The 17,693-nt window shown below is 65.1% G+C and carries 18 protein-coding genes; 9 read left to right on the forward strand and 9 right to left on the reverse strand.

The window, feature by feature from the left end:
* Nucleotides 1–63: 63 nt before the first annotated feature.
* Nucleotides 64–1,410: a hypothetical protein gene (locus MTX34_RS03535; protein ID WP_243608489.1), complete on the reverse strand. Its 1,347-nt coding sequence runs from the start codon at nucleotides 1,408–1,410 to the stop codon at nucleotides 64–66.
* Between the two features lie 147 nt (nucleotides 1,411–1,557).
* Here MTX34_RS03535 and menE point away from each other — a divergent pair, with 147 nt between their 5' ends.
* The gene (gene menE / locus MTX34_RS03540) at nucleotides 1,558–2,646 is read left to right on the forward strand and encodes an o-succinylbenzoate--CoA ligase (protein ID WP_243608711.1); all 1,089 of its coding nucleotides are present in this window, start codon (nucleotides 1,558–1,560) and stop codon (nucleotides 2,644–2,646) included.
* Nucleotides 2,647–2,813: 167 nt separating this feature from the next.
* On the opposite strand, the gene MTX34_RS03545 is transcribed toward menE, so the two are convergent.
* Entirely contained in the window at nucleotides 2,814–3,191 is a 378-nt protein-coding gene (locus MTX34_RS03545) for a DUF4440 domain-containing protein (RefSeq protein ID WP_243596399.1), read from the reverse strand.
* 114 nt (nucleotides 3,192–3,305) lie between these two features.
* Nucleotides 3,306–4,982: an alpha/beta-hydrolase family protein gene (locus MTX34_RS03550; RefSeq protein WP_243608490.1), complete on the reverse strand. Its 1,677-nt coding sequence runs from the start codon at nucleotides 4,980–4,982 to the stop codon at nucleotides 3,306–3,308.
* Nucleotides 4,983–5,044: 62 nt separating this feature from the next.
* Between MTX34_RS03550 and MTX34_RS03555 the strand changes: the two genes are divergently transcribed.
* From MTX34_RS03555 to MTX34_RS03565, 3 genes are all read left to right on the forward strand, one after another.
* The gene (locus MTX34_RS03555; protein WP_243608491.1) at nucleotides 5,045–5,824 is read left to right on the forward strand and encodes a PIG-L family deacetylase; all 780 of its coding nucleotides are present in this window, start codon (nucleotides 5,045–5,047) and stop codon (nucleotides 5,822–5,824) included.
* A gap of 200 nt (nucleotides 5,825–6,024) precedes the next feature.
* Nucleotides 6,025–7,284, forward strand: a complete 1,260-nt coding sequence (locus tag MTX34_RS03560) for an Hsp70 family protein (RefSeq protein ID WP_243608492.1) — start codon at nucleotides 6,025–6,027, stop codon at nucleotides 7,282–7,284.
* Nucleotides 7,285–7,331: 47 nt separating this feature from the next.
* Nucleotides 7,332–8,201, forward strand: coding sequence for a 1,4-dihydroxy-2-naphthoate polyprenyltransferase (locus tag MTX34_RS03565; protein ID WP_243608493.1), 870 nt, complete (start codon nucleotides 7,332–7,334; stop codon nucleotides 8,199–8,201).
* Here the strand turns inward: MTX34_RS03565 and MTX34_RS03570 are convergent.
* The 3 genes from MTX34_RS03570 to MTX34_RS03580 are packed head-to-tail and all read right to left on the reverse strand — an operon-like array spanning nucleotide 8,198 to nucleotide 9,303.
* The gene (locus MTX34_RS03570) at nucleotides 8,198–8,578 is read right to left on the reverse strand and encodes a phage holin family protein (protein WP_032380413.1); all 381 of its coding nucleotides are present in this window, start codon (nucleotides 8,576–8,578) and stop codon (nucleotides 8,198–8,200) included. The genes MTX34_RS03565 and MTX34_RS03570 overlap by 4 nt on opposite strands.
* A gap of 32 nt (nucleotides 8,579–8,610) precedes the next feature.
* A complete protein-coding gene (locus MTX34_RS03575) occupies nucleotides 8,611–8,952 on the reverse strand; it encodes a Clp protease N-terminal domain-containing protein (protein WP_243608494.1) in 342 nt (113 codons plus the stop codon).
* Between the two features lie 9 nt (nucleotides 8,953–8,961).
* The gene (locus MTX34_RS03580; protein WP_243608495.1) at nucleotides 8,962–9,303 is read right to left on the reverse strand and encodes a nitroreductase/quinone reductase family protein; all 342 of its coding nucleotides are present in this window, start codon (nucleotides 9,301–9,303) and stop codon (nucleotides 8,962–8,964) included.
* 335 nt (nucleotides 9,304–9,638) lie between these two features.
* Between MTX34_RS03580 and MTX34_RS03585 the strand changes: the two genes are divergently transcribed.
* From MTX34_RS03585 to MTX34_RS03595, 3 genes are read left to right on the forward strand one after another with little or no spacing between them, the layout of a single operon-like run.
* Entirely contained in the window at nucleotides 9,639–10,988 is a 1,350-nt protein-coding gene (locus MTX34_RS03585) for an HNH endonuclease signature motif containing protein (protein ID WP_243608496.1), read from the forward strand.
* 26 nt (nucleotides 10,989–11,014) lie between these two features.
* The gene (pepN, locus tag MTX34_RS03590) at nucleotides 11,015–13,474 is read left to right on the forward strand and encodes an aminopeptidase N (RefSeq protein WP_243608497.1); all 2,460 of its coding nucleotides are present in this window, start codon (nucleotides 11,015–11,017) and stop codon (nucleotides 13,472–13,474) included.
* Nucleotides 13,475–13,479: 5 nt separating this feature from the next.
* A complete protein-coding gene (locus MTX34_RS03595) occupies nucleotides 13,480–13,791 on the forward strand; it encodes a hypothetical protein (RefSeq protein WP_243596409.1) in 312 nt (103 codons plus the stop codon).
* A gap of 3 nt (nucleotides 13,792–13,794) precedes the next feature.
* Here the strand turns inward: MTX34_RS03595 and MTX34_RS03600 are convergent, their stop codons facing one another.
* Both MTX34_RS03600 and MTX34_RS03605 read right to left on the reverse strand, forming a co-directional pair.
* Complete coding sequence (locus MTX34_RS03600; protein ID WP_243596410.1) at nucleotides 13,795–14,877, reverse strand: PLP-dependent cysteine synthase family protein; 1,083 nt, start codon at nucleotides 14,875–14,877, stop codon at nucleotides 13,795–13,797.
* Complete coding sequence (locus tag MTX34_RS03605) at nucleotides 14,874–15,227, reverse strand: DUF4229 domain-containing protein (protein WP_243596411.1); 354 nt, start codon at nucleotides 15,225–15,227, stop codon at nucleotides 14,874–14,876. Before MTX34_RS03605 ends, MTX34_RS03600 begins: the two co-directional genes overlap by 4 nt.
* A gap of 197 nt (nucleotides 15,228–15,424) precedes the next feature.
* Between MTX34_RS03605 and MTX34_RS03610 the strand changes: the two genes are divergently transcribed.
* Together MTX34_RS03610 and MTX34_RS03615 are read left to right on the forward strand one after the other, a co-directional pair.
* Nucleotides 15,425–15,640 (forward strand): BldC family transcriptional regulator, encoded by a 216-nt coding sequence (locus tag MTX34_RS03610; RefSeq protein ID WP_037187021.1) that lies wholly within the window; start codon nucleotides 15,425–15,427, stop codon nucleotides 15,638–15,640.
* Nucleotides 15,641–15,777: 137 nt separating this feature from the next.
* Nucleotides 15,778–15,975: a hypothetical protein gene (locus tag MTX34_RS03615; protein WP_243596412.1), complete on the forward strand. Its 198-nt coding sequence runs from the start codon at nucleotides 15,778–15,780 to the stop codon at nucleotides 15,973–15,975.
* Between the two features lie 13 nt (nucleotides 15,976–15,988).
* Here MTX34_RS03615 and MTX34_RS26120 read toward each other — a convergent pair whose 3' ends face one another.
* Nucleotides 15,989–17,047 carry a MinD/ParA family protein gene (locus MTX34_RS26120; RefSeq protein ID WP_374638877.1) on the reverse strand — a complete coding sequence of 353 codons (1,059 nt, stop codon included), beginning with the start codon at nucleotides 17,045–17,047 and terminating at the stop codon, nucleotides 15,989–15,991.
* Nucleotides 17,048–17,693 lie beyond the last annotated feature (646 nt).

Here is a 17,693-nt window from a genome sequence, read left to right on the forward strand (position 1 = left end):
GGTTCCAGGTGAGCTTAACCGTGCCGGATCCTCGGTTTCGACCGATAGCACGTCTCGGCGCGGTCATACCGACGGATAGCGCGTGTGCAGAAGCCGATGCCGCAGCACCGCAGCGGCGAGCCGCTTGCCCTCCTCGGTCGCAACGGCACCGGACACCTCCGTCGCCGACGCGCGGTTCGGTTCCGACTCGAACGCTCCGAGCGCGCTCAGCTCGGCCACCAGCGTCCGGGCCAACGGCTCGGCGTGCTCGGGCGCAGGCTCCTCTCCGGCATGGGTCCATCCTTCGGCCCGCAGCAGCCGCGCCAGGTCGTCGGCCGTCGATTCCACGTCGGCGACATCGTGACCGACGATCATGCGGGCCAGAACCACCTCCGCCGCAATCGTGTCGGGGTGATATTCGGTCCCGACGATGCTTCCGGTGAGCACTCGCCAGAGCCCGTCGGAGCTGAGTTGCCGAGTTCGGGTGGTCGGCACCAACCGCCCGGCGGAACGGCGCAGCAGACGCACTCTCATCAGGAGGCGTCGGACAGTCAGTATCTTCTCGGCGTCGAGTTCGCGACCGACATACGAGGGACGCTCGGCCGGGGGAAAGACCGTGTTGGCGATACTCGCCACCAGCTCGTCCGGTAGGTACCCGGCATCGGTCAACGTGACACCGTCCCCGATGCATCCGATGAAGCTCTCGAGTCTGCGCACGCAGCCGTACACGGGATTCACGGCCTCGTGCAACGCCTCGCGTAGCCCCAGGTAGAGCTCGGCCCGCGGACTGCTGTAGCCGCTCCACAATAAGATGCGGTGGTCGAGAAGCTGTTCGAGCAGCACTGCTTCCGAGTCGTCCCTGCCTCTATCGGATGTCAGAACCGCGTCGGTGACGCCGCGTCGACGCATGGCCTGCGCGTTGACACCGAGCGGGCGACCACCGGGCTTCGACGGCTCGAACTCGCCGGCGATGGTCGCCACTTCCAGTGTCTCGCCGATCTTTTCGACGATGGCGCGCTCGACCCCGGTCGGGGCGTCCTGCCAGGTGACGAGCTCGGTGTCGACGGCACCGATGCCCGATTCTTCGGTAGCGGCGCGATAGTGCTGCAGCCACGCGGCGTCGTCCGGTATCCGTAGAAGTTCCGCGGTGACGGCGCTTCGAGCGATCTCCGCGTATCCGACGCGTCCGAGCCGTTCGAGTAGTTCGCCGAGTGCACGGGCGATGTCGACCGCGCGATCGGGCCCCTCGGCGACGTGGCGCAGATGTACCCAGAGGTAGGTCTGCACAGAATGTTGGGTCGGGCCCGCGCGCGGAGACACCTCGACCAGACCGTCCCACCCCAGACGCGCGTCGGCGGCGAGCGCGGGATCGACGGAATCGAAGTACGACAGAGCTGCCCACACCGCGTCGTCCATTCCCGATCCCTTCACGATGTTCCACTGTTCCACAGTGACTCGATCTCGGGTGACGACCGCGGGCGCAGTAGGTCCACCGGTCCGCGATCCAGCCCGGGGACTAGCCTCGAGTCCGTGCTCGAGAGCGTATCCATTCCACCGGGACCCGCCGCGGCAGACATCATGCCGCGGCTGAGCCGCATGCTCGCCGGCGACGGCCCGGCTCTGCTGCCCGTGCCCGCGAACGATCCGCGCGAGACCGAGCGCCTGCACGACGCCTTGGCACCGGGAACCCCGATCGACGACGGCATCGCCCTGGTGGTCGCGACCTCCGGAACGACGGGTGTCCCCAAAGGTGCCATGCTCTCCGCGCCTGCGCTGGTGGCGTCTGCGACGGGCACCGAGGAGCGACTCGGTGGACCCGGGTCGTGGCTGCTGGCGTTGCCCGCGCACCACATCGCCGGGATGCAGGTGCTGCTGCGCAGTGTGCTCGCCGGAACCTCGCCCGTCGTCATGGACGTGTCCGACGGCTTCGACCCCATCGCTCTGATCGACGCGGTGGACACGATGTCCGGCCCCCTGCGCTACACGTCATTGGTACCCGGGCAGTTGGTGAAGGCATTCGAGATCCCCGAGGCGGTCGCTGCCCTGGCCTCACTGGACGCAGTGTTGCTCGGCGGGGCCGCGACGCCGATTCCGTTGCGAGAGAAGGCACAGGACGCGGGAATCCGGTTGGTGCGAACGTACGGGATGAGCGAAACGGCCGGCGGCTGCGTGTACGACGGAGTTCCACTGCGCGACACGGTAATTCGCATCGACGACGGCCGGGTCGTGTTGGGCGGCAGAACCCTGGCCTCGGGATACCGCGGGCTGCCCGACCACCCGGCATTCGCCGAGCCGGGCTGGTTCCGCACCGACGACGCCGGAGCCGTCGTCGACGGGGTGCTGAGCATTTCGGGACGACTCGACGAGGCCATCTCGACCGGCGGACTGACCGTCGTACCGCAGGTTGTCGAAGCTGCGCTGGCAACGCACCCCGCAGTCCGTGAGTGCGCCGTCGTGGGATTGCCCGACGAGCGACTGGGGCAGAAGGTGGTGGTCGCCGTTGTCGCCTCGACTCCGGTGACGTTGGCGGAGTTGCGCACCCACGTTGCGGCCTCGCTGGACATCACGGCGGCACCCCGAGAGCTGTTCCTACTCGACTCCCTCCCCACCCGAGGTCCGGGAAAACTTGATCGAGCGCAATTGCGGGCGCTACTGGGGAAGCGCTGAGCGGTGCCCGTTCGGCGCTGCGGACCTGGTTCGGCGCTGCGGTCCCCGTCGGTTCGGCGCTGCGGTCCCCGTCGGTTCGGCGCAAACGCGCGCGCATTCGTCAGACGCGAGCGGAATAGATAGCGAGGTCGCGCCTCTTTGGCAAACGCGCGCGCGTTTGCGGACGGTCACCTCAGCGGCGTGCCTTGATGGTGCACCAGTTCCCATCCCGATTCGATGCGACGCCACAGCGATGTTCGACGGGCCAGGATGTCCACAGTTCTCGAAGTCCACTGCACCAGAACAAACTCCGAGCTGAGCCATCGTCCATCGAGCTCTAGTACCTCGATCTCCATGGATTTTTCGCGGCCGAGCAGGTCGAGTATCGACGGCTTGTCCCACACCGCGCCCGAGGCTCCGACTTCGGCGAAGTCGTCGGCGAGCAAGCCTGCGAGTCTCTCGTTGTCGCGTCGACAATCCGACGTTTGCATTTCCCGCTCGAGCTCGAGAACAGTTGCCAGATCACTGTCTTCTTCGAGTCGACGACCGGCCGAGGAAGTTCCCATAGCTCACCGTCTCACGAACAAACGCGCGCGCATTCGTCAGACACGAGCGGAATAGGTGGCGAGGTCGCGCCGCTTTGGCAAACGCGCGCGCGTTTGCGGCAGATCGGGATCGCCTCAGCCCGCCATCTTCTCGTACAACCGTTCCACGTCCGCGTCTGTCCAGCCCGGCGGCTCGAGGATGTCGGCCCACAGGTTCACCGCGTCGGCTCCGTAGCTGTGGCCGTGGCCGTCGTCGACGTTAGTGGAGAAGACCTGATCGAACGTCAACTGCCAGAAGGTCACGAACGGGAACCACTGCACTCCTGGATCGACATCGGCCCCTCGGGGTTCACGTAGCCAGTCGGGGCGATTGAGCACCAGGTCCGGTGACCACCACACGATCGGGTCGGATGCGTGCTGCCAGTACACGATCCGCGGCGCTTCCCAAGGCCCGCCGATGTCGAGGTCGCCGGACGAACTCGCGAAGCGAACGTGCTCTCCGCCGTCGACCACGGGCAGGATCTCGCGAGAACCGGCGTCGCGTCCGGCAGTGATGCGCGCCCACTGAGGCGTGAAATTCGGGTTGCCGACCCACAGAGCACCGTCGATGCGCGCGATCATGTCCTGCGCTCCGCTGAACGCGTCCTGCCCGCCGTAGGCTCCGAGACTTTCGCCGAACAACACCAGCTTCGGCCGGGAGTCCTCCGGGAGTTCGCTCCACACCTCGTACACCGCCTCGAACAGGGCCCGACCGGCATCCTGCGGAGTCTGACGGTCGGCCAGAAACGCCATCGGGCTCGGCAGGAACGAGTACTGCATCGACGCGATGGCCGAATTCCCGTCGTACAGGTATTCCAAGGGGCGAGCGACGTTCTCGTTCACCCACCCCCGTCCGGTGGTGGTCGCGACGCCGAGTACCGCGCGGGAGAATGCGCCGGTGCGGTCGAGTTCGGCCACCACCCGCTCGGCCACAGCCTCGACGGTCTCAGCGGACTCGACGCCGGCATACGCGCGGATCGGTTGCACCGCGGGCCTTCCCGTGAAGTCACTGATCTCGTCGGGCGATGCTCCGGAGACGACGAAGCGTCGCCCCTCCTGCCCCAGCGATTCCCATTCCTCGTTCGAGGCGTCCGAACCCGACAGTTCGGCTGCGGTGGGCTTCTCGACGCCCTCGTGATTGCCACGGTCGGCGGTCGAGGCCGACGTCTCCGCGACCGCCACGATGCCGCGAATCAGAGCGCCGTTGACGGCGAACACCACCAGGAGGGCTACGACGATCACGCTGGCGATCCGTGCGACCGGCCGGGGAACGTACTGCTTGCCCCATCTCGTCAATGCCCGAGTCGCCTTCCGCAGCAGACGGGCCAGTGCGAGGACGGCCACCGCAACCACGATCGAGACCACCAACACAGCGACGTAGAGGGGTCGACCCGGATCCTCGACGCCGACGAGTTTGCGCACGATCTGCTGCCACCACGATCCCAGGATCAGAAACAGCGGAATCACCACTGCCGCCACGACGGCCAACGCCCACCATCCGCGTCGACGCCACTGCTCGGACCAGTCCGGCGACACCCCGCAGAGTCGAATCACCCACGCAACGAGACATCCGACGCCGTATCCGATCGCAACGCTGATTCCGGTGGCGACCGCCTGCAGATACCAGACGCGGGGCAACAGGGACGGGGTCATCGACAGTGCGAAGAACACCACGGCGAACAACAGCCCGACCGGATGCAATGCGCGGCAGTACCGATCCGCTCGTGAACCCTGCCAATACGAACGAACCGAGGCCGACCGCTGTGTGGTCACTCGCAGATCGTATTGGCCCGCCGACTGCGCCGCACCCACTTCGACGTGCAAGCATTCAACGCATGAGTGTTCTGGTCTGCTTCCACGCACATCCCGACGACGAAGTGTTCGGCACCGGTGGAGTGATGCGCCTCGCCGCAGATGCCGGCCATCGCGTCGTCCTGGTCACCGCCACCGACGGCGCTCTCGGCGAGTACCCCGACGGAATTCTCACCGACGACGAATCGTTGGCCCAGCGCCGACGCGTCGAGCTGGATCGTTCGGCCGCCGCTCTCGGGGTCTCCCGCATCGTTCGGTTGCACTACGCCGATTCCGGCATGGCGGGCACTCCGGAGAACTCCAACCCGGACGCGTTCTGCAACGTCGACGTCGACACCGCAGCGCAACGCCTGGCCGACGTGTTGCTCGAGGAGCGGGCCGATGTCGTGACCATCTACGACCCGAACGGCGGCTACGGACATCCGGACCACATCCAGGTCCACGCCGTCGGCAAGCGCGCCACCGAGATCGCCGAGACTCGTTTCGTGTACGAGACCACGACCAATCGCGATCACATGCGCCGACTGATGGAGGCAAACCCCCACTGGGGCGAAGAGGCATCACCGCCGGACATGGAGACGTTCGGACTGCCGGAAACCGAGATCACGACGGTGGTCGACGTGTCGAGCGTCATCGCTGCGAAGCGGGCGGCGATGGAAGCGCACGAAACTCAGGTCGGCGATTTCGGACCGTTTCTGAAGATGCCCATCGATCAACTCACCACCGCCTTCGGAACCGAATGGTTCAGGAAGTTGCGCGGTACCGGTGGCGTCGGCCTGACGGAGACTTCGCTCCCACTCTGACCTGGTACGACAGCGGACGCACGCGTCGTGCACGCGGTCGGAGCGGGATGGCTGTCGATTCGATTCATCGAACTGACCATCAGATTGTTTTGAGCCTCTAAGCAAACCATGAGACGGTACAGTGATCACGTCGCCCGTCCTTGCAGGGCGTGTTCCGTGGACCTGAACACCGTCACCGACATGGAGAGGCCGGAGAAGCGATGCGTTCGTCAGTGGGTCTGTCTCTGGGTACGTGCGGCATTCGCACGGCGCGGACCACCGAAGACGGAGCATGGACCGACGGCCCCCGGTTCGACGACTGGCAACTCTCCCCCACCGCGCAGGACGTAGCGCGGGTCGTTCGGGGCATCGTCGACACTCCGGACGCACCCGAGTCACTCGGCGTCGCCTGCCGCTCCCCCGAAGAACGTACCGAAATCTCCGACGCGCTCGCCGAGGAGTACGTCTCCGACGTCCACCTCATCGACGAGACCGGCGCGGCACTGGCATATCTCCGCCCTGGGCTGCCGTCACACCTCAAGACGATCGCAGTGTTCGACGCGGGCGATTCCGGGGTGGACGTGAACATCGTGGACGTCGAATCCGGTCGCTCCTACGGTTCGACGCGGACCACCGCCATGAGCGGTGCCGCGTTCGACGTGGTGGTCCGCGAGCACATACTCGGTCTCGGCATCGTGCGAGCGCCTCAATCACGGGACGAAGACTCTGCGCTCACCGCCTTCTGCCGAGGAATAAAGGAAGCGCTCTCCTCTCACCTGACCACCAGCACACCCGATGGCGAGCACATCCTCCTCGAGCGACACATCTTCGAGTTGTCCATCGCGCGCTCCACGGAGGAAGCCGCCGAGACGGTGCGCCGACTGGGCCTGGAGGCCGAGTTCTATCCCGACGCGGTCGTCGCCATCGGAGGCACGTCCAACATCCCGTTGGTCCGGTCCACCCTCGAACGTTTCCTGCAACTGCCGGTCATCGTCCCGGACAAGCCCGAACTCGTCGTCGCCGGTGGTGCCGCGGTGCATGCCACTCACATCGATGCGACGCGCGTGCCGCCTCTCGTGTCGCACCGTCCGGCGTTGGCGCGGTTGGGCATGATCGCGCTGCCGATCGCAGGGGTCATCGCCGCCATCGGGCTGTTCACCGCCCTCGGATCCAGCGACGCGAACCAACCCTCCAGCACTCCTGCCAACGTCGGTGAGGCTGCGCCGTCGACCATGACACCTGCCACCACCAGCACTACTACTGCGACGGTGTCACCCTTACCCGATATCCCACCGCCCCCGCCGACGACCACCGCGCCTGCACCCGCTGTCGCCGATTCGGTGCCCTATGTGCAGTACCAGCAGCCGCACTACTACCCGCCGCCCCCTCCGCCGCCGCCGCCCACCGTGCCACTGCCACAGATTCCCGGTGTCCAGATGCCCGTCATACCGTTGCCGGTGTTGCCACGCCTGCCGTTCTGACCGGCCGCGTTCTCACCCGTCGGACAGATACGGAAAGATCGTCGCTCATGGCCACCACTGCGCAATGGATCGAAGGTGCGCGACCGCGCACGCTCCCGAATGCGATCGCCCCCGTCCTCGTCGGCACCGGTGCGGCCGTGTCGCTGGACGCAGGCGTGTGGTGGAAGGCACTGCTGGCGTTGATCGTCTCGTTGGCCCTGATCGTCGGCGTGAATTTCGCCAACGACTACTCCGACGGAATCCGCGGCACCGACGACGATCGAGTCGGACCCCTGAGACTGGTCGGCTCCAAGGCCGCCTCCGCCGGCGCAGTCAAGAAGGCCGCCATCGCATGCCTTGCCGTCGGTGCCGTGGCGGGGCTGGTACTGGCCGCAACCAGCGCCTGGTGGTTGGTTGTCGTCGGACTCGTGTGCATCGCCGGTGCGTGGTACTACACCGGCGGCTCGAAGCCTTACGGGTACAGCGGTTTCGGCGAGATCGCCGTGTTCGTGTTCTTCGGTCTCGTGGCAGTTCTCGGCACTCAGTTCGTGCAGGCCGGGGAGATCGACTGGGCAGGCGTGCTGGCAGCGGTAGCCGTCGGATCGTTCTCGAGCGCGGTGCTTGTAGCCAACAATCTGCGCGACATCCCCACCGACACCGAATCCGGAAAGCTCACGCTCGCAGTACGATTGGGCGATACCCGCACGCGCTACCTGCATCTCGCGCTACTGGTGGTGCCGTTCGCGATGACCGTCGTTCTGATCGCTCGCACCCCATGGGCGCTCGTCGGACTGCTCGCACTTCCCTTCGCCGCCCGCGCGAACTCCCCGGTACGCAAGGGAGCCCACGGCTTCGAACTGATTCCCGCACTGCGCGATTCGGGCTTGGCGATGCTCGTCTGGGGAGCGAGTACCGGACTGGCGTTGGCCTTCGCCTAACGCTTGTCGGGAACGAACGCTCCGAGCAGAAAGTTCACGATCGAGATGATGATCGCGCCCCAGAATGCGGCGGCGAACCCCACGATCTCGAGGCCGTAACCGGTCTGCGACGACAGCCAGCCCGTCAACAAGAGCATCAGCGCATTGATCACGAGAGTGAACAAGCCGAGAGTCAGAATCAGCAACGGCAGCGACAGCAGCTTCACCATCGGCTTGATGAACGCATTGACGATCGTCAACACCGCCGCGATACCGAGCAGAACCACGATGTCCCAGCCGTCGCCGCGCCCCGAGCTGGTGACGGTGATGCCATCGACGAATTCCTTGGCGACCCAGATGGCAACGGCGTTGATCACGAGCCGAATCAAAAAGTTCATGGCGCCATCGTAGGGTCGTGGACGGCTGAGGGCTACGACGTCCGAACGAGTGAGACCATCGATCGCAACTGCTGCAGCGAACAATGCTGCTGCACCAGTTCGGTGAACGTCGGATCGGCACCGCGGACGAGACCGAGAAGGACATGCTCGACGCCTATCTCGCGGTCCCGTCGTTCGACGGCTTCCTCGAGGGACAGCTTCAGCACTTCCTTGGCCGATGCTGCGAACGGGCCGAGCGCGGAGTCGATCGTCGACACGATGGTGTCCAGATCGATTCCGAGTAACTTCAGTGCACGCTCGTCTTGTGATCGGACGTCCGCAAGAACCCCGTCGACGGTGAATCCGGCTGCCCTTTTGTCAACACGGGTTGACATGATGCGTGTTCAACGGGTCAAAACAATGTCCACGGTGACCCGCCCACGGTCGTCACGAGTGGCCACGGCATGCCCGGAGTGGTGGACGCCGCCGAGATCGAGGTCGACTCGACCACCGTCGTTCTCGAAATTTCTCCACCAGCTCTTCTTGTCCGGCACAGCCACAGCAACTTTCACGTGATTGCCCGTTCGCCTGTATGCCACCGGAAGAGAGAACTCCTTGCCGGACTTTCGTCCGGTGTAGGTCACGATTCCCATCGACCGCCCGAGCGCACGGTCTAGCACCGGTGCCTTCATGACGACCATGAAAACCCTGTTGAACGCCGCCGCCGATTTCTGGAAGGTGTTCACTGTGCCGCCTCCGGGGTTGCCCTGCACGTGATGCCGAGCCTAGCGCCGTTGCCGCTCGCCGGAGTCGTCACTGCGATGACACACCGTCCTCCATCGACTCGGCCAGTACGCGCAACGTCCCGAGGATGCGTTCCCGCCATGTGCCCAGTGCGTCGAACATCGTTCCGTGAGCGGAGATCGACATCGATCACCACCTGCTGGCTCTCGATGTCGCATTGGCTGTTCACTCAGACTGAGTGCCTCGACCAGGGCGGCAGAACTTGTCGGTGGTCGGTTCTACACTTCTCGGCAATGGGGTTGAATACGTGTTCCACCCTTCGTCGCTGGGGGGTGACATGGGACTACGCGAGTCGACGTGGATGGCCGACGATCACTCTGCACTCGCCGAGGTTCTCGGCGCGCGCCGCAGGATCAACGCCGCTGTCGCATCGGAGCTGGCGCTCATGGACGACTACGTTCGCGGGCGAACGGCGTGCGCGTCGCCGTGGGACACGGGAGCAACCGAGAAAGACCTCTACAGCTCGGCGATCTGCGAATTGGCCGCGGCTCTGTCGTCCACCTTCGCAGCCGTCAACAACAAGGTACAGATGTGGCGCCGATCGCGGCCCCTGGTGAAGCGTCGGTTCGTTGATGGTTCACTCGATTTGGAGCGGGTCAGGACGATTCACGATCACCTACTCCATGCCAGGCCGGATACGATCGTCGACATCGAAGCCGAGGTTCTCAAGGCCGCCGCAGAAATGGCTCCGGGCGCTCTGGGTCGCGAAATCGATCGGCTGCTCACCGAAGCCGATCCGGATTGGGACCGGAACGTGCGCGACCGTGCCGCGCGCACGGAGAAGCGAATCCGGGTTCGGAGACGAGCGCGGGGGCTGTCCAGCCTCACCGTCGTGATGACCGATGGCGAAGCCGACGAACAGATTTCACGGATCGACGCCGAGATCGCGCGCCTACACCCGGAGGACCCTCGATCCCCCGATCAACAACGAGGCGAAGCGCACAATGCACTGATGCGCGGGGAGACAGTGGCCTGCCAGTGCGCGGCGTGCCTGACCGCTCGTGGTGACGTCGAGGCTCCCGAGGCCGAGACACCGCAGCCGCCCAGCACGACCGCCCGGCCGAATAATGGCGCAGCCACAGCGGACGAGACATCCACCGCGAGTTCGGAATCCGAGCCGCAGGGGCCGGTTCGGCCGACCAGGCAACCGCCACCGGCCACGGAACCACCCGAGGACACACCACCACCCGACGAGCCACCGGCGCGATCGCGACCGGGAGGAGGGACGCTGATCGAGCGCTGGCGGGGCATCGTCGAGCGCAATCCTCTCGGTGTGCACGCCCTACACCCCGACGGACACGGAGGCACGACGCTCCCGCCGCCGGGGGCGCTGTCCTACAAACCCAGTAGGTCACTCGCGGCACGAGTGCGCGCCGACCATCCGTATTGCCTCCATCCTGGATGCGACGTGCCATCGGACCGGTGCGACCTCGACCACATCGTCGAGTTCGATCGACAGAATCCGGAGCGAGGGGGCTGGACGATCCCGACGAACATCGGCCCGCGCTGTCGGCTTCACCACAACCTCAAAACGCGCAAACTCTGGCGCACCGAACTGCTACCCGAAGGGGTGATGCACACCGTCGATCCACTCGGACGCCACTACTTCACTGCGCCGACCCTGTGACGTCTCGATCGCATAGGGTTGGTTCGGTGAGCACCGCAAATCTGACCCGTACCGAAACTCGCCGGAGGTCGCGCCACATCGCCGGCGTGAACTATCGCGTCCACCTTGATCTTCTGCACGCAGAGGACTCCGACGTCGACACTTTCGAGACGGTCACGACCATCGAATTCGATGCAAGCACGGCTGCGACGTGGGTGGACTTCATCGGTGCCGCAGTCGACGAGGTCACCGTCAACGGTGTTGACACACCGATCGACTACGACGGCTCACGCATTCAATTGGTCGGACTCACCGAGCACAACATCGTCCGGATTCGCGCGCACGGAAAGTACAGCCGGTCGGGTGAAGGACTACATCGGTTCGTCGATCCCGTCGATGACAACGTCTATCTCTACACGCAGTACGAACCGGCCGATGCACGACGGGTATTCGCGAATTTCGAGCAACCGGACCTCAAGGCCCCCTTCACTCTGACGGTCACAGCTCCGCCGACGTGGACCGTGTTGTCCAACCGTGAGGGTGTCACCGACGACACGGTCACCACCTTCGCGCCGACTCTGCCGATCTCGACCTACATCACCGCGGTTGCGGCCGGTCCGTATCACCGCGTCCAATCGTCCTGGACGCGAGGAGAACTCACCGTCCCCCTCGGCGCATACTGCCGAGCCTCCCTTGCCGAGTACTTCGATGCCGAGGACATCTTCGACACCACGAAGCGGGGCTTGGACTTCTTTCACGACAAGTTCGAGTACCCGTACCCATTCGGGAAGTACGACCAGATCTTCGTTCCCGAATACAACCTCGGTGCAATGGAGAATCCGGGCCTCGTCACATTCACGGAATCGTACGTATTCCGTTCTGCAGCAACCGAAGCTCAGTACGAGGCCCGCGCCAATACGATTCTGCACGAGATGGCGCACATGTGGTTCGGCGACCTCGTCACGATGCAGTGGTGGGATGACCTGTGGCTCAAGGAATCGTTCGCCGACTTCATGGGCGCGTACGCGTCGGCCGAGGCGACCCGATTCACCGATGCCTGGGTCAGCTTCGCCAACCGACGTAAAGCGTGGGCATATCTGCAGGATCAGCTTCCGACCACCCACCCGATCGTCGCCGACATCACCGACCTCGAGGCCGCCAAGCTCAACTTCGACGGCATCACCTACGCCAAAGGGGCGAGCGTCCTCAAACAACTCGGCGCGTTCGTGGGTGCCGACGCCTTCTTCGCGGCGTCCCGCAACTACTTTCGCACCCATGCATTCGGCAACACCACACTGACGGACCTGCTGAGCGAGATGTCCACCGCGAGCGGACGCGACCTCGACACCTGGGCCGCAGCATGGCTCCAGACCACCGGCGTCTCGACGCTCAGCTACTCCGGCGATGCCGTCGAGCAGACAAATCGGAAACCGCACCGCATTGCCATCGGACTCTACGATCTCGACGAGGCGGGGAATCTGACGAGAACCCACCGCCGCGAACTCGACATCACCGACGCACGAACTCCGGTAGACCTTCCCGATGCCGCGCTGGTTCTGCTCAACGACGACGACCTGACGTACGCCAAGATCCGATTCGACGAGCGCTCGAAGACCACCGTGCAGGCTTACCTCGATCGCATCGTGGATCCCCTCGCCCGGGGCCTGGTGTGGTCCGCACTGTGGAACTCCACCCGCGACGCCGAAATGTCGGCACTCGAATACATCGACATCGCAACCAGATTCGCACCGAACGAGCCCAAGATCGGCCTACTCTCGGCAGTGACGGCCAACGTGGGGTACGCCCTCGAGCACTACCTGCCGGAGGACCGACGGGGAGAACCCAGCCGGCGGTGGCTCGAGGTCGCGTGGACGCAACTGAACTCGAGCGAACCGGGGAGCGATACCCAGCTGGTGTGGGCGCGCGCCACCGCGGCTGCGGCCCAACTCGACGGGTCGCGCGCAGCCGACCTGCGCGCACTTCTCGACGGCACGGCGACCGTGACGGGCCTACGTCTCGACCCCGATCAGCGGTGGTCGTTCTGGTTGGCTCTCGCCGCCACCGGACACGCGACCGCGGTCGACCTCGATGCAGAACTGGCCTCCGACGACACCTCGTCGGGGCGCACCGCGCACACCGCGGCGTCGACGGCGATACCGGATGCCGAGGTCAAGGCGAGGGCGTGGACTGCCATCACCGAACGCGACGACGCATCGAACGACGTCCTCGACGCGTTCATCACCGGCTTCGGGGCCGGGCACCGACCGGAGCTGACTCAGCCGTACGACAATCGGTATTTCGAAGCCATCTCCTCGCTGTGGACCTCCCGCAGCATCGAGATCGCCAGGCGAATCGTGGTCCGACTTTGTCCGCAGCAGTCGTCGACGGAGTCCGCGGACAGCTGGCTCGCCGAGCACGAGTGGGCACCGGCTGCCTTGCGGCGCTTGGTTATCGAGCAACGAGACCACCTGGCACGGAGCCTGCAGGTTCAGGCGCGGCTAGGGTGACGATCATGCCCACCACCGATTCTCGTCACGCGCTCGCCACCTCCGCACTCGCTGCAGGCGGTCTGCTCGGGGGCTTCGCCGTTGCCCGGCAGTCACACAATCGTCAGCTCGGCGGGGCGGTACTCGCAGCTGTCGGCGTGGCATGCACTACGCGGTGGCAGAAGTCTTCCGGTTCGGCCCGCGCCGGTGTACTGCTGGGAACGTACCTCGTCGCGTTCGGTGCCTCGCACCCGCTCGCCAAGAAGATCGGTGCCTGGCCGGCGGTTGCCGCGGTGTCCGCTGCAACTGCAGCGGCATCGATGGCGGTGGCCACGTAGGCCTCAGAGCACCCCGGTACGGATGAACCCGTCGAGAGCTGCTGTCGGTTCCTCGAGATCCATCCCTTGGCTCGCGACCCAGGCGTCGTCGAAGTAGGTCTGCGAGTACCGATCTCCGCCGTCGCACAGCAGTGTGACCACGCTCCCGCTCCGGCCTGCGGCGATCATCTCCGCGATCAATCCGAAGGCTCCCCAGATGTTGGTGCCGGTCGATCCGCCCACCCGTTTTCCGAGTGCCTCCGAGGTGAATCGGGCGGCAGCAACCGAGGCTGCGTCGGGCACCGCGATCATGCGGTCGATCACCTGGCCGACGAACGACGGTTCCACTCGCGGTCGGCCGATGCCCTCGATGCGAGACGACAGGCCAGTTTCGAAGCCGGCATCTCCGGTCTCGTAACCGCCGATGAACGCCGAATTCTCGGGGTCCACAACAGCCAATTGCGTTGCATGCCTGCGGTATCGAATATAGCGACCGATGGTGGCGCTGGTCCCTCCGGTCCCTGCACCCACCACCACCCAGTCGGGAATGGGGCATTCTTCGAGCCGAAGCTGGTCGAAGATGGACTCGGCAATGTTGTTGTTTCCGCGCCAGTCGGTGGCTCGCTCGGCGTGCGTGAACTGATCCATGTAGTGGCAGTCGGGCTCGGCCGCCAGTCGATGTGCTTCGGTGTACATCTCCCCGGGCTGATCGACGAAGTGACATCTCCCGCCGTGGGACTCGATGAGTGCGACCTTGGCCGAGCTGGTACTCCGGGGCATCACCGCGACGAACTTCAATCCGAGCAGTCCGGCGAAATACGCTTCACTGACGGCGGTGGAGCCCGACGAGGCCTCGATGACCGTCGTACGCTCGGTGACCCAGCCGTTGCAGATTGCGTACAGAAACAACGACCGAGCCAGCCGGTGCTTGAGGCTGCCGGTGATGTGAGTGGACTCGTCTTTCAGGTACAGCGAGATACCCCAGGCCGCGGGGAGCGGGTACCGCAGCAAGTGCGTGTCGGCGCTGCGCTGGGAATCCGCCTCGATCAAGCGAACGGCGTTGTCGACCCACGCCCGCGATCCGGAGTGGTCGACCGACCTGGTCATTTCTTGCCGTCTTCACCGCGCAGCTTCGACTGCAGGTCCGCGCGCGCGGCGCGTCTACCCTCGTCGACTGCCGCGATGGACTCGTTGACGCGGATGCGCATGTTCTTGAACAGGAGCAGCGACAGCGGTAGCGAGATCAGCACCGAGAAGATTGCCGCCACGAGCACCGGGACCTCGACACCGAACAGTAAACCGACGCCGACGATGACGGCCGCGATCACGACGACGAGCGCAAGTCTGGCGAAGGTGTAGACGCCGAGGTTGACGGCGAGGGACTTCTTCGCCGACCTGCCTGTCGCGGCATTTTCGCTGGTCGGATCGTTGCTGTCGGCGTTCGTCGCGTCACTCACGGGTCCCAATCTACCGGGCGCGGCCAGCGTTCCGACCCACCCCCGGGTGACCGATTTGTCCATTACCTCCCCTTTACCAACCTTGTATCAGTCGAGTACCTGGGGGTTCGAGTGCAACCATGGGGTCCGAACGCAGCAGACCGATATCTCCGGTTCGACGCACATGCGCCGAACCGCATCGTAGGAGGACACGACAGATGAGCGCACCCACTTTTCACAAGGCTCAGGACTCACTTCTCACTCCGGGTCAGGTAGCCGCGCTTTTTCACGTCGATCCCAAGACAGTGACACGCTGGGCACATGCCGGACGCCTCGGATCGCTCCGCACTCCGGGCGGCCACCGTCGATTCCGTGAGACCGAGGTCATGCAGTTGCTGACCTCTCTGACGACGGAAGCCGGCGCACACCACTGATTCGGGAGTCCCGAACAACGATTCATCGGCGGAATCCGCGCCCCGTACGAACTCATCGAACATTCTCAGGAATCTTCGACGCTCGACGGGTGCGGAGGCCATTGCATCGCGGCTACCCTCGTAGTAGGAGGTGCGTCGTGATTTATCTATTGGCGTTGATCGGCTTGGTGGCAGTGATCGTTCTGTTCTGGAAGGCATTCGGACCCAGCGCGCAAGCTGCACCCACCCGCACTGTCGGACCCGATGACGATCCGGATTTCCTGTGGCGACTCAACCGTGAAGCTCGCCGCGGCGGAAAAGACGGAACCGAGGCCGGCACCGAACCCAGCGAATAGGGTCCGGGAGTTCTCAGTCGCGGCGGTGAGCGGTGGGCGCATCAGGGAAACCTGCCGCCACCGTCGCCGCTACTTCCAACAGCGCCTTTCGCGTGCGACCACGAAGACGATCCAGTTCGATTTCCGCACCTTCTTCGAGATGCGGATCGAATGGAATCGTGCGGACGTGAGCGCACCGCTGCTCGAAATGCTCGACGACTTTCTGCAGGTCGACTTTCCCCGCCCTCGGCCGTACCCCGTTGACCACCGCCACCGACCTTGCCACCAGCTCTAGGTAGCCGTGTGCATCGAGCCAATCCAACGTCGCCGACGCGCTCCGTACGCCATCCACCGAGCTCGAGCTGACGACGACGAGAGTGTCGGCCCCCTCGAGGATGCTTTCCATGGCCGAGTGCATCAGTCCGGTGCCGCAATCTGTGATGACGATGCTGTAGAACTTCTCCAACAGTGCGACCGCGCGGTCGTAATCCTCGCCGCTGAATGCCTCGGACGTCGCCGGATCCGAATCCGACGCCAACACCTCCAGTCGGTGGGCGTTCTGCGACGTGTAGGCCCGGACATCGCTGTAGCGGTCCAGAGAATGCATGTCGCGCAACAGGTTTCGGACAGTGGCGGTGGTTTCGGAGGGAACCTTCTGCCCCAGGGTTCCACGATCGGGGTTGGCGTCGATCGCGATCACCCGGTCACCTCGAAGCTCGGCGAAGGTCGAGCCGAGCGTCGCAGTCGTCGTCGTCTTACCCACACCCCCCTTCAAGGAGAGCACCGCGACGCGATAGCACCCGACGAGAGGCCGACCCACCTGCGCGGTCAGCGCCAGACGCCGCTGCTGGGCTGCACTGTTGCCCACATCGATGCGACCGCCTGACATCAGGTACAGCGCCCGACGCCACCCGCTCATCGGCGGCACACTCCCCGACCGCACGAGCAACGAACTACCGAGATCGAACGAAGACACCGTCTGTGGGGCAGGTTGAAGACCCGCCCCGCCCGCACCGTCGGCCGGCACCGCTCCGGGCGCGACAGGTGCATCGCCGGGGCCCTGCCCGATCATCGGTGGCCGATTCGGATGCATCTGGTTCTGCTGCGGCGGCTGAGGCCACTGGCCTGGCTGCGGTGCCCATTGACTTTGCGGACGCCATTGCTCCGGAGGGGCCATCTGCCCGCGCGGTGCGCCCTGATTCTGCGGTACCCACGGGTTCTGCGGTCCCCAGTTCTGCGGTGCCGAGCTCTGCGGTCCCCAGTTCTGTGGTGCCCAGTTCTGAACCGGTAGTGGTCCAGCTCCGACAGGGGTGCCCTGAGTCGGTTTCGCCTCGAGCGGCGGAGGACCTGGACTGCGTTCTACCGTCGACACCGCAGGATTCGTTGCGGTGTCGACCATCCCCGCAGGGGTCGGGACGGCCGTGCCATCGTTGTCTTCACCGTCGGCAGGTACGGACCCTGTTTCTGACGGGGACTCGGCGGCTCGCGCCGCGGGAGCCGTGGCCTCGGGCGGCAATACCGTCGGGATGTCGACGCTCTCGGGCGGCATCGTGATGGGGGTCGAGCGAAAGGGCTCCCGCGGCGGTTCCGGCTCGGCCACCACCGCCGTTGCGACGACGACCGGCTCGGGTCCGTCGGGCGAAGCGACATGTTCTTCCGGCACATCGTCGTCCAAGGGCCGGACGGGTTGCCAGTTGTTCTCGTGCCGATCGGCCATGACCGATTCCCCCCAGTTTGCG

It is taken from the genome of Rhodococcus sp. ARC_M5 (genome assembly GCF_022810405.1).
GTDB lineage: Bacteria > Actinomycetota > Actinomycetes > Mycobacteriales > Mycobacteriaceae > Rhodococcoides > Rhodococcoides navarretei.

Coding starts and splice junctions, on each gene's coding strand:
- MTX34_RS03595 (WP_243596409.1), top strand. CDS start 13,480: ATGCCCACCACCGATTCTCGTCACGCGCTCGCCACCTCCGCACTCGCT.
- MTX34_RS03545 (WP_243596399.1), bottom strand. CDS start 3,191: ATGGGAACTTCCTCGGCCGGTCGTCGACTCGAAGAAGACAGTGATCTG.
- MTX34_RS03610 (WP_037187021.1), top strand. CDS start 15,425: ATGAGCGCACCCACTTTTCACAAGGCTCAGGACTCACTTCTCACTCCG.
- MTX34_RS03575 (WP_243608494.1), bottom strand. CDS start 8,952: ATGTCAACCCGTGTTGACAAAAGGGCAGCCGGATTCACCGTCGACGGG.
- MTX34_RS03565 (WP_243608493.1), top strand. CDS start 7,332: ATGGCCACCACTGCGCAATGGATCGAAGGTGCGCGACCGCGCACGCTC.
- menE (WP_243608711.1), top strand. CDS start 1,558: ATGCCGCGGCTGAGCCGCATGCTCGCCGGCGACGGCCCGGCTCTGCTG.
- MTX34_RS26120 (WP_374638877.1), bottom strand. CDS start 17,047: ATGCATCCGAATCGGCCACCGATGATCGGGCAGGGCCCCGGCGATGCA.
- MTX34_RS03555 (WP_243608491.1), top strand. CDS start 5,045: ATGAGTGTTCTGGTCTGCTTCCACGCACATCCCGACGACGAAGTGTTC.
- MTX34_RS03585 (WP_243608496.1), top strand. CDS start 9,639: ATGGGACTACGCGAGTCGACGTGGATGGCCGACGATCACTCTGCACTC.
- MTX34_RS03560 (WP_243608492.1), top strand. CDS start 6,025: ATGCGTTCGTCAGTGGGTCTGTCTCTGGGTACGTGCGGCATTCGCACG.
- MTX34_RS03570 (WP_032380413.1), bottom strand. CDS start 8,578: ATGAACTTTTTGATTCGGCTCGTGATCAACGCCGTTGCCATCTGGGTC.
- MTX34_RS03600 (WP_243596410.1), bottom strand. CDS start 14,877: ATGACCAGGTCGGTCGACCACTCCGGATCGCGGGCGTGGGTCGACAAC.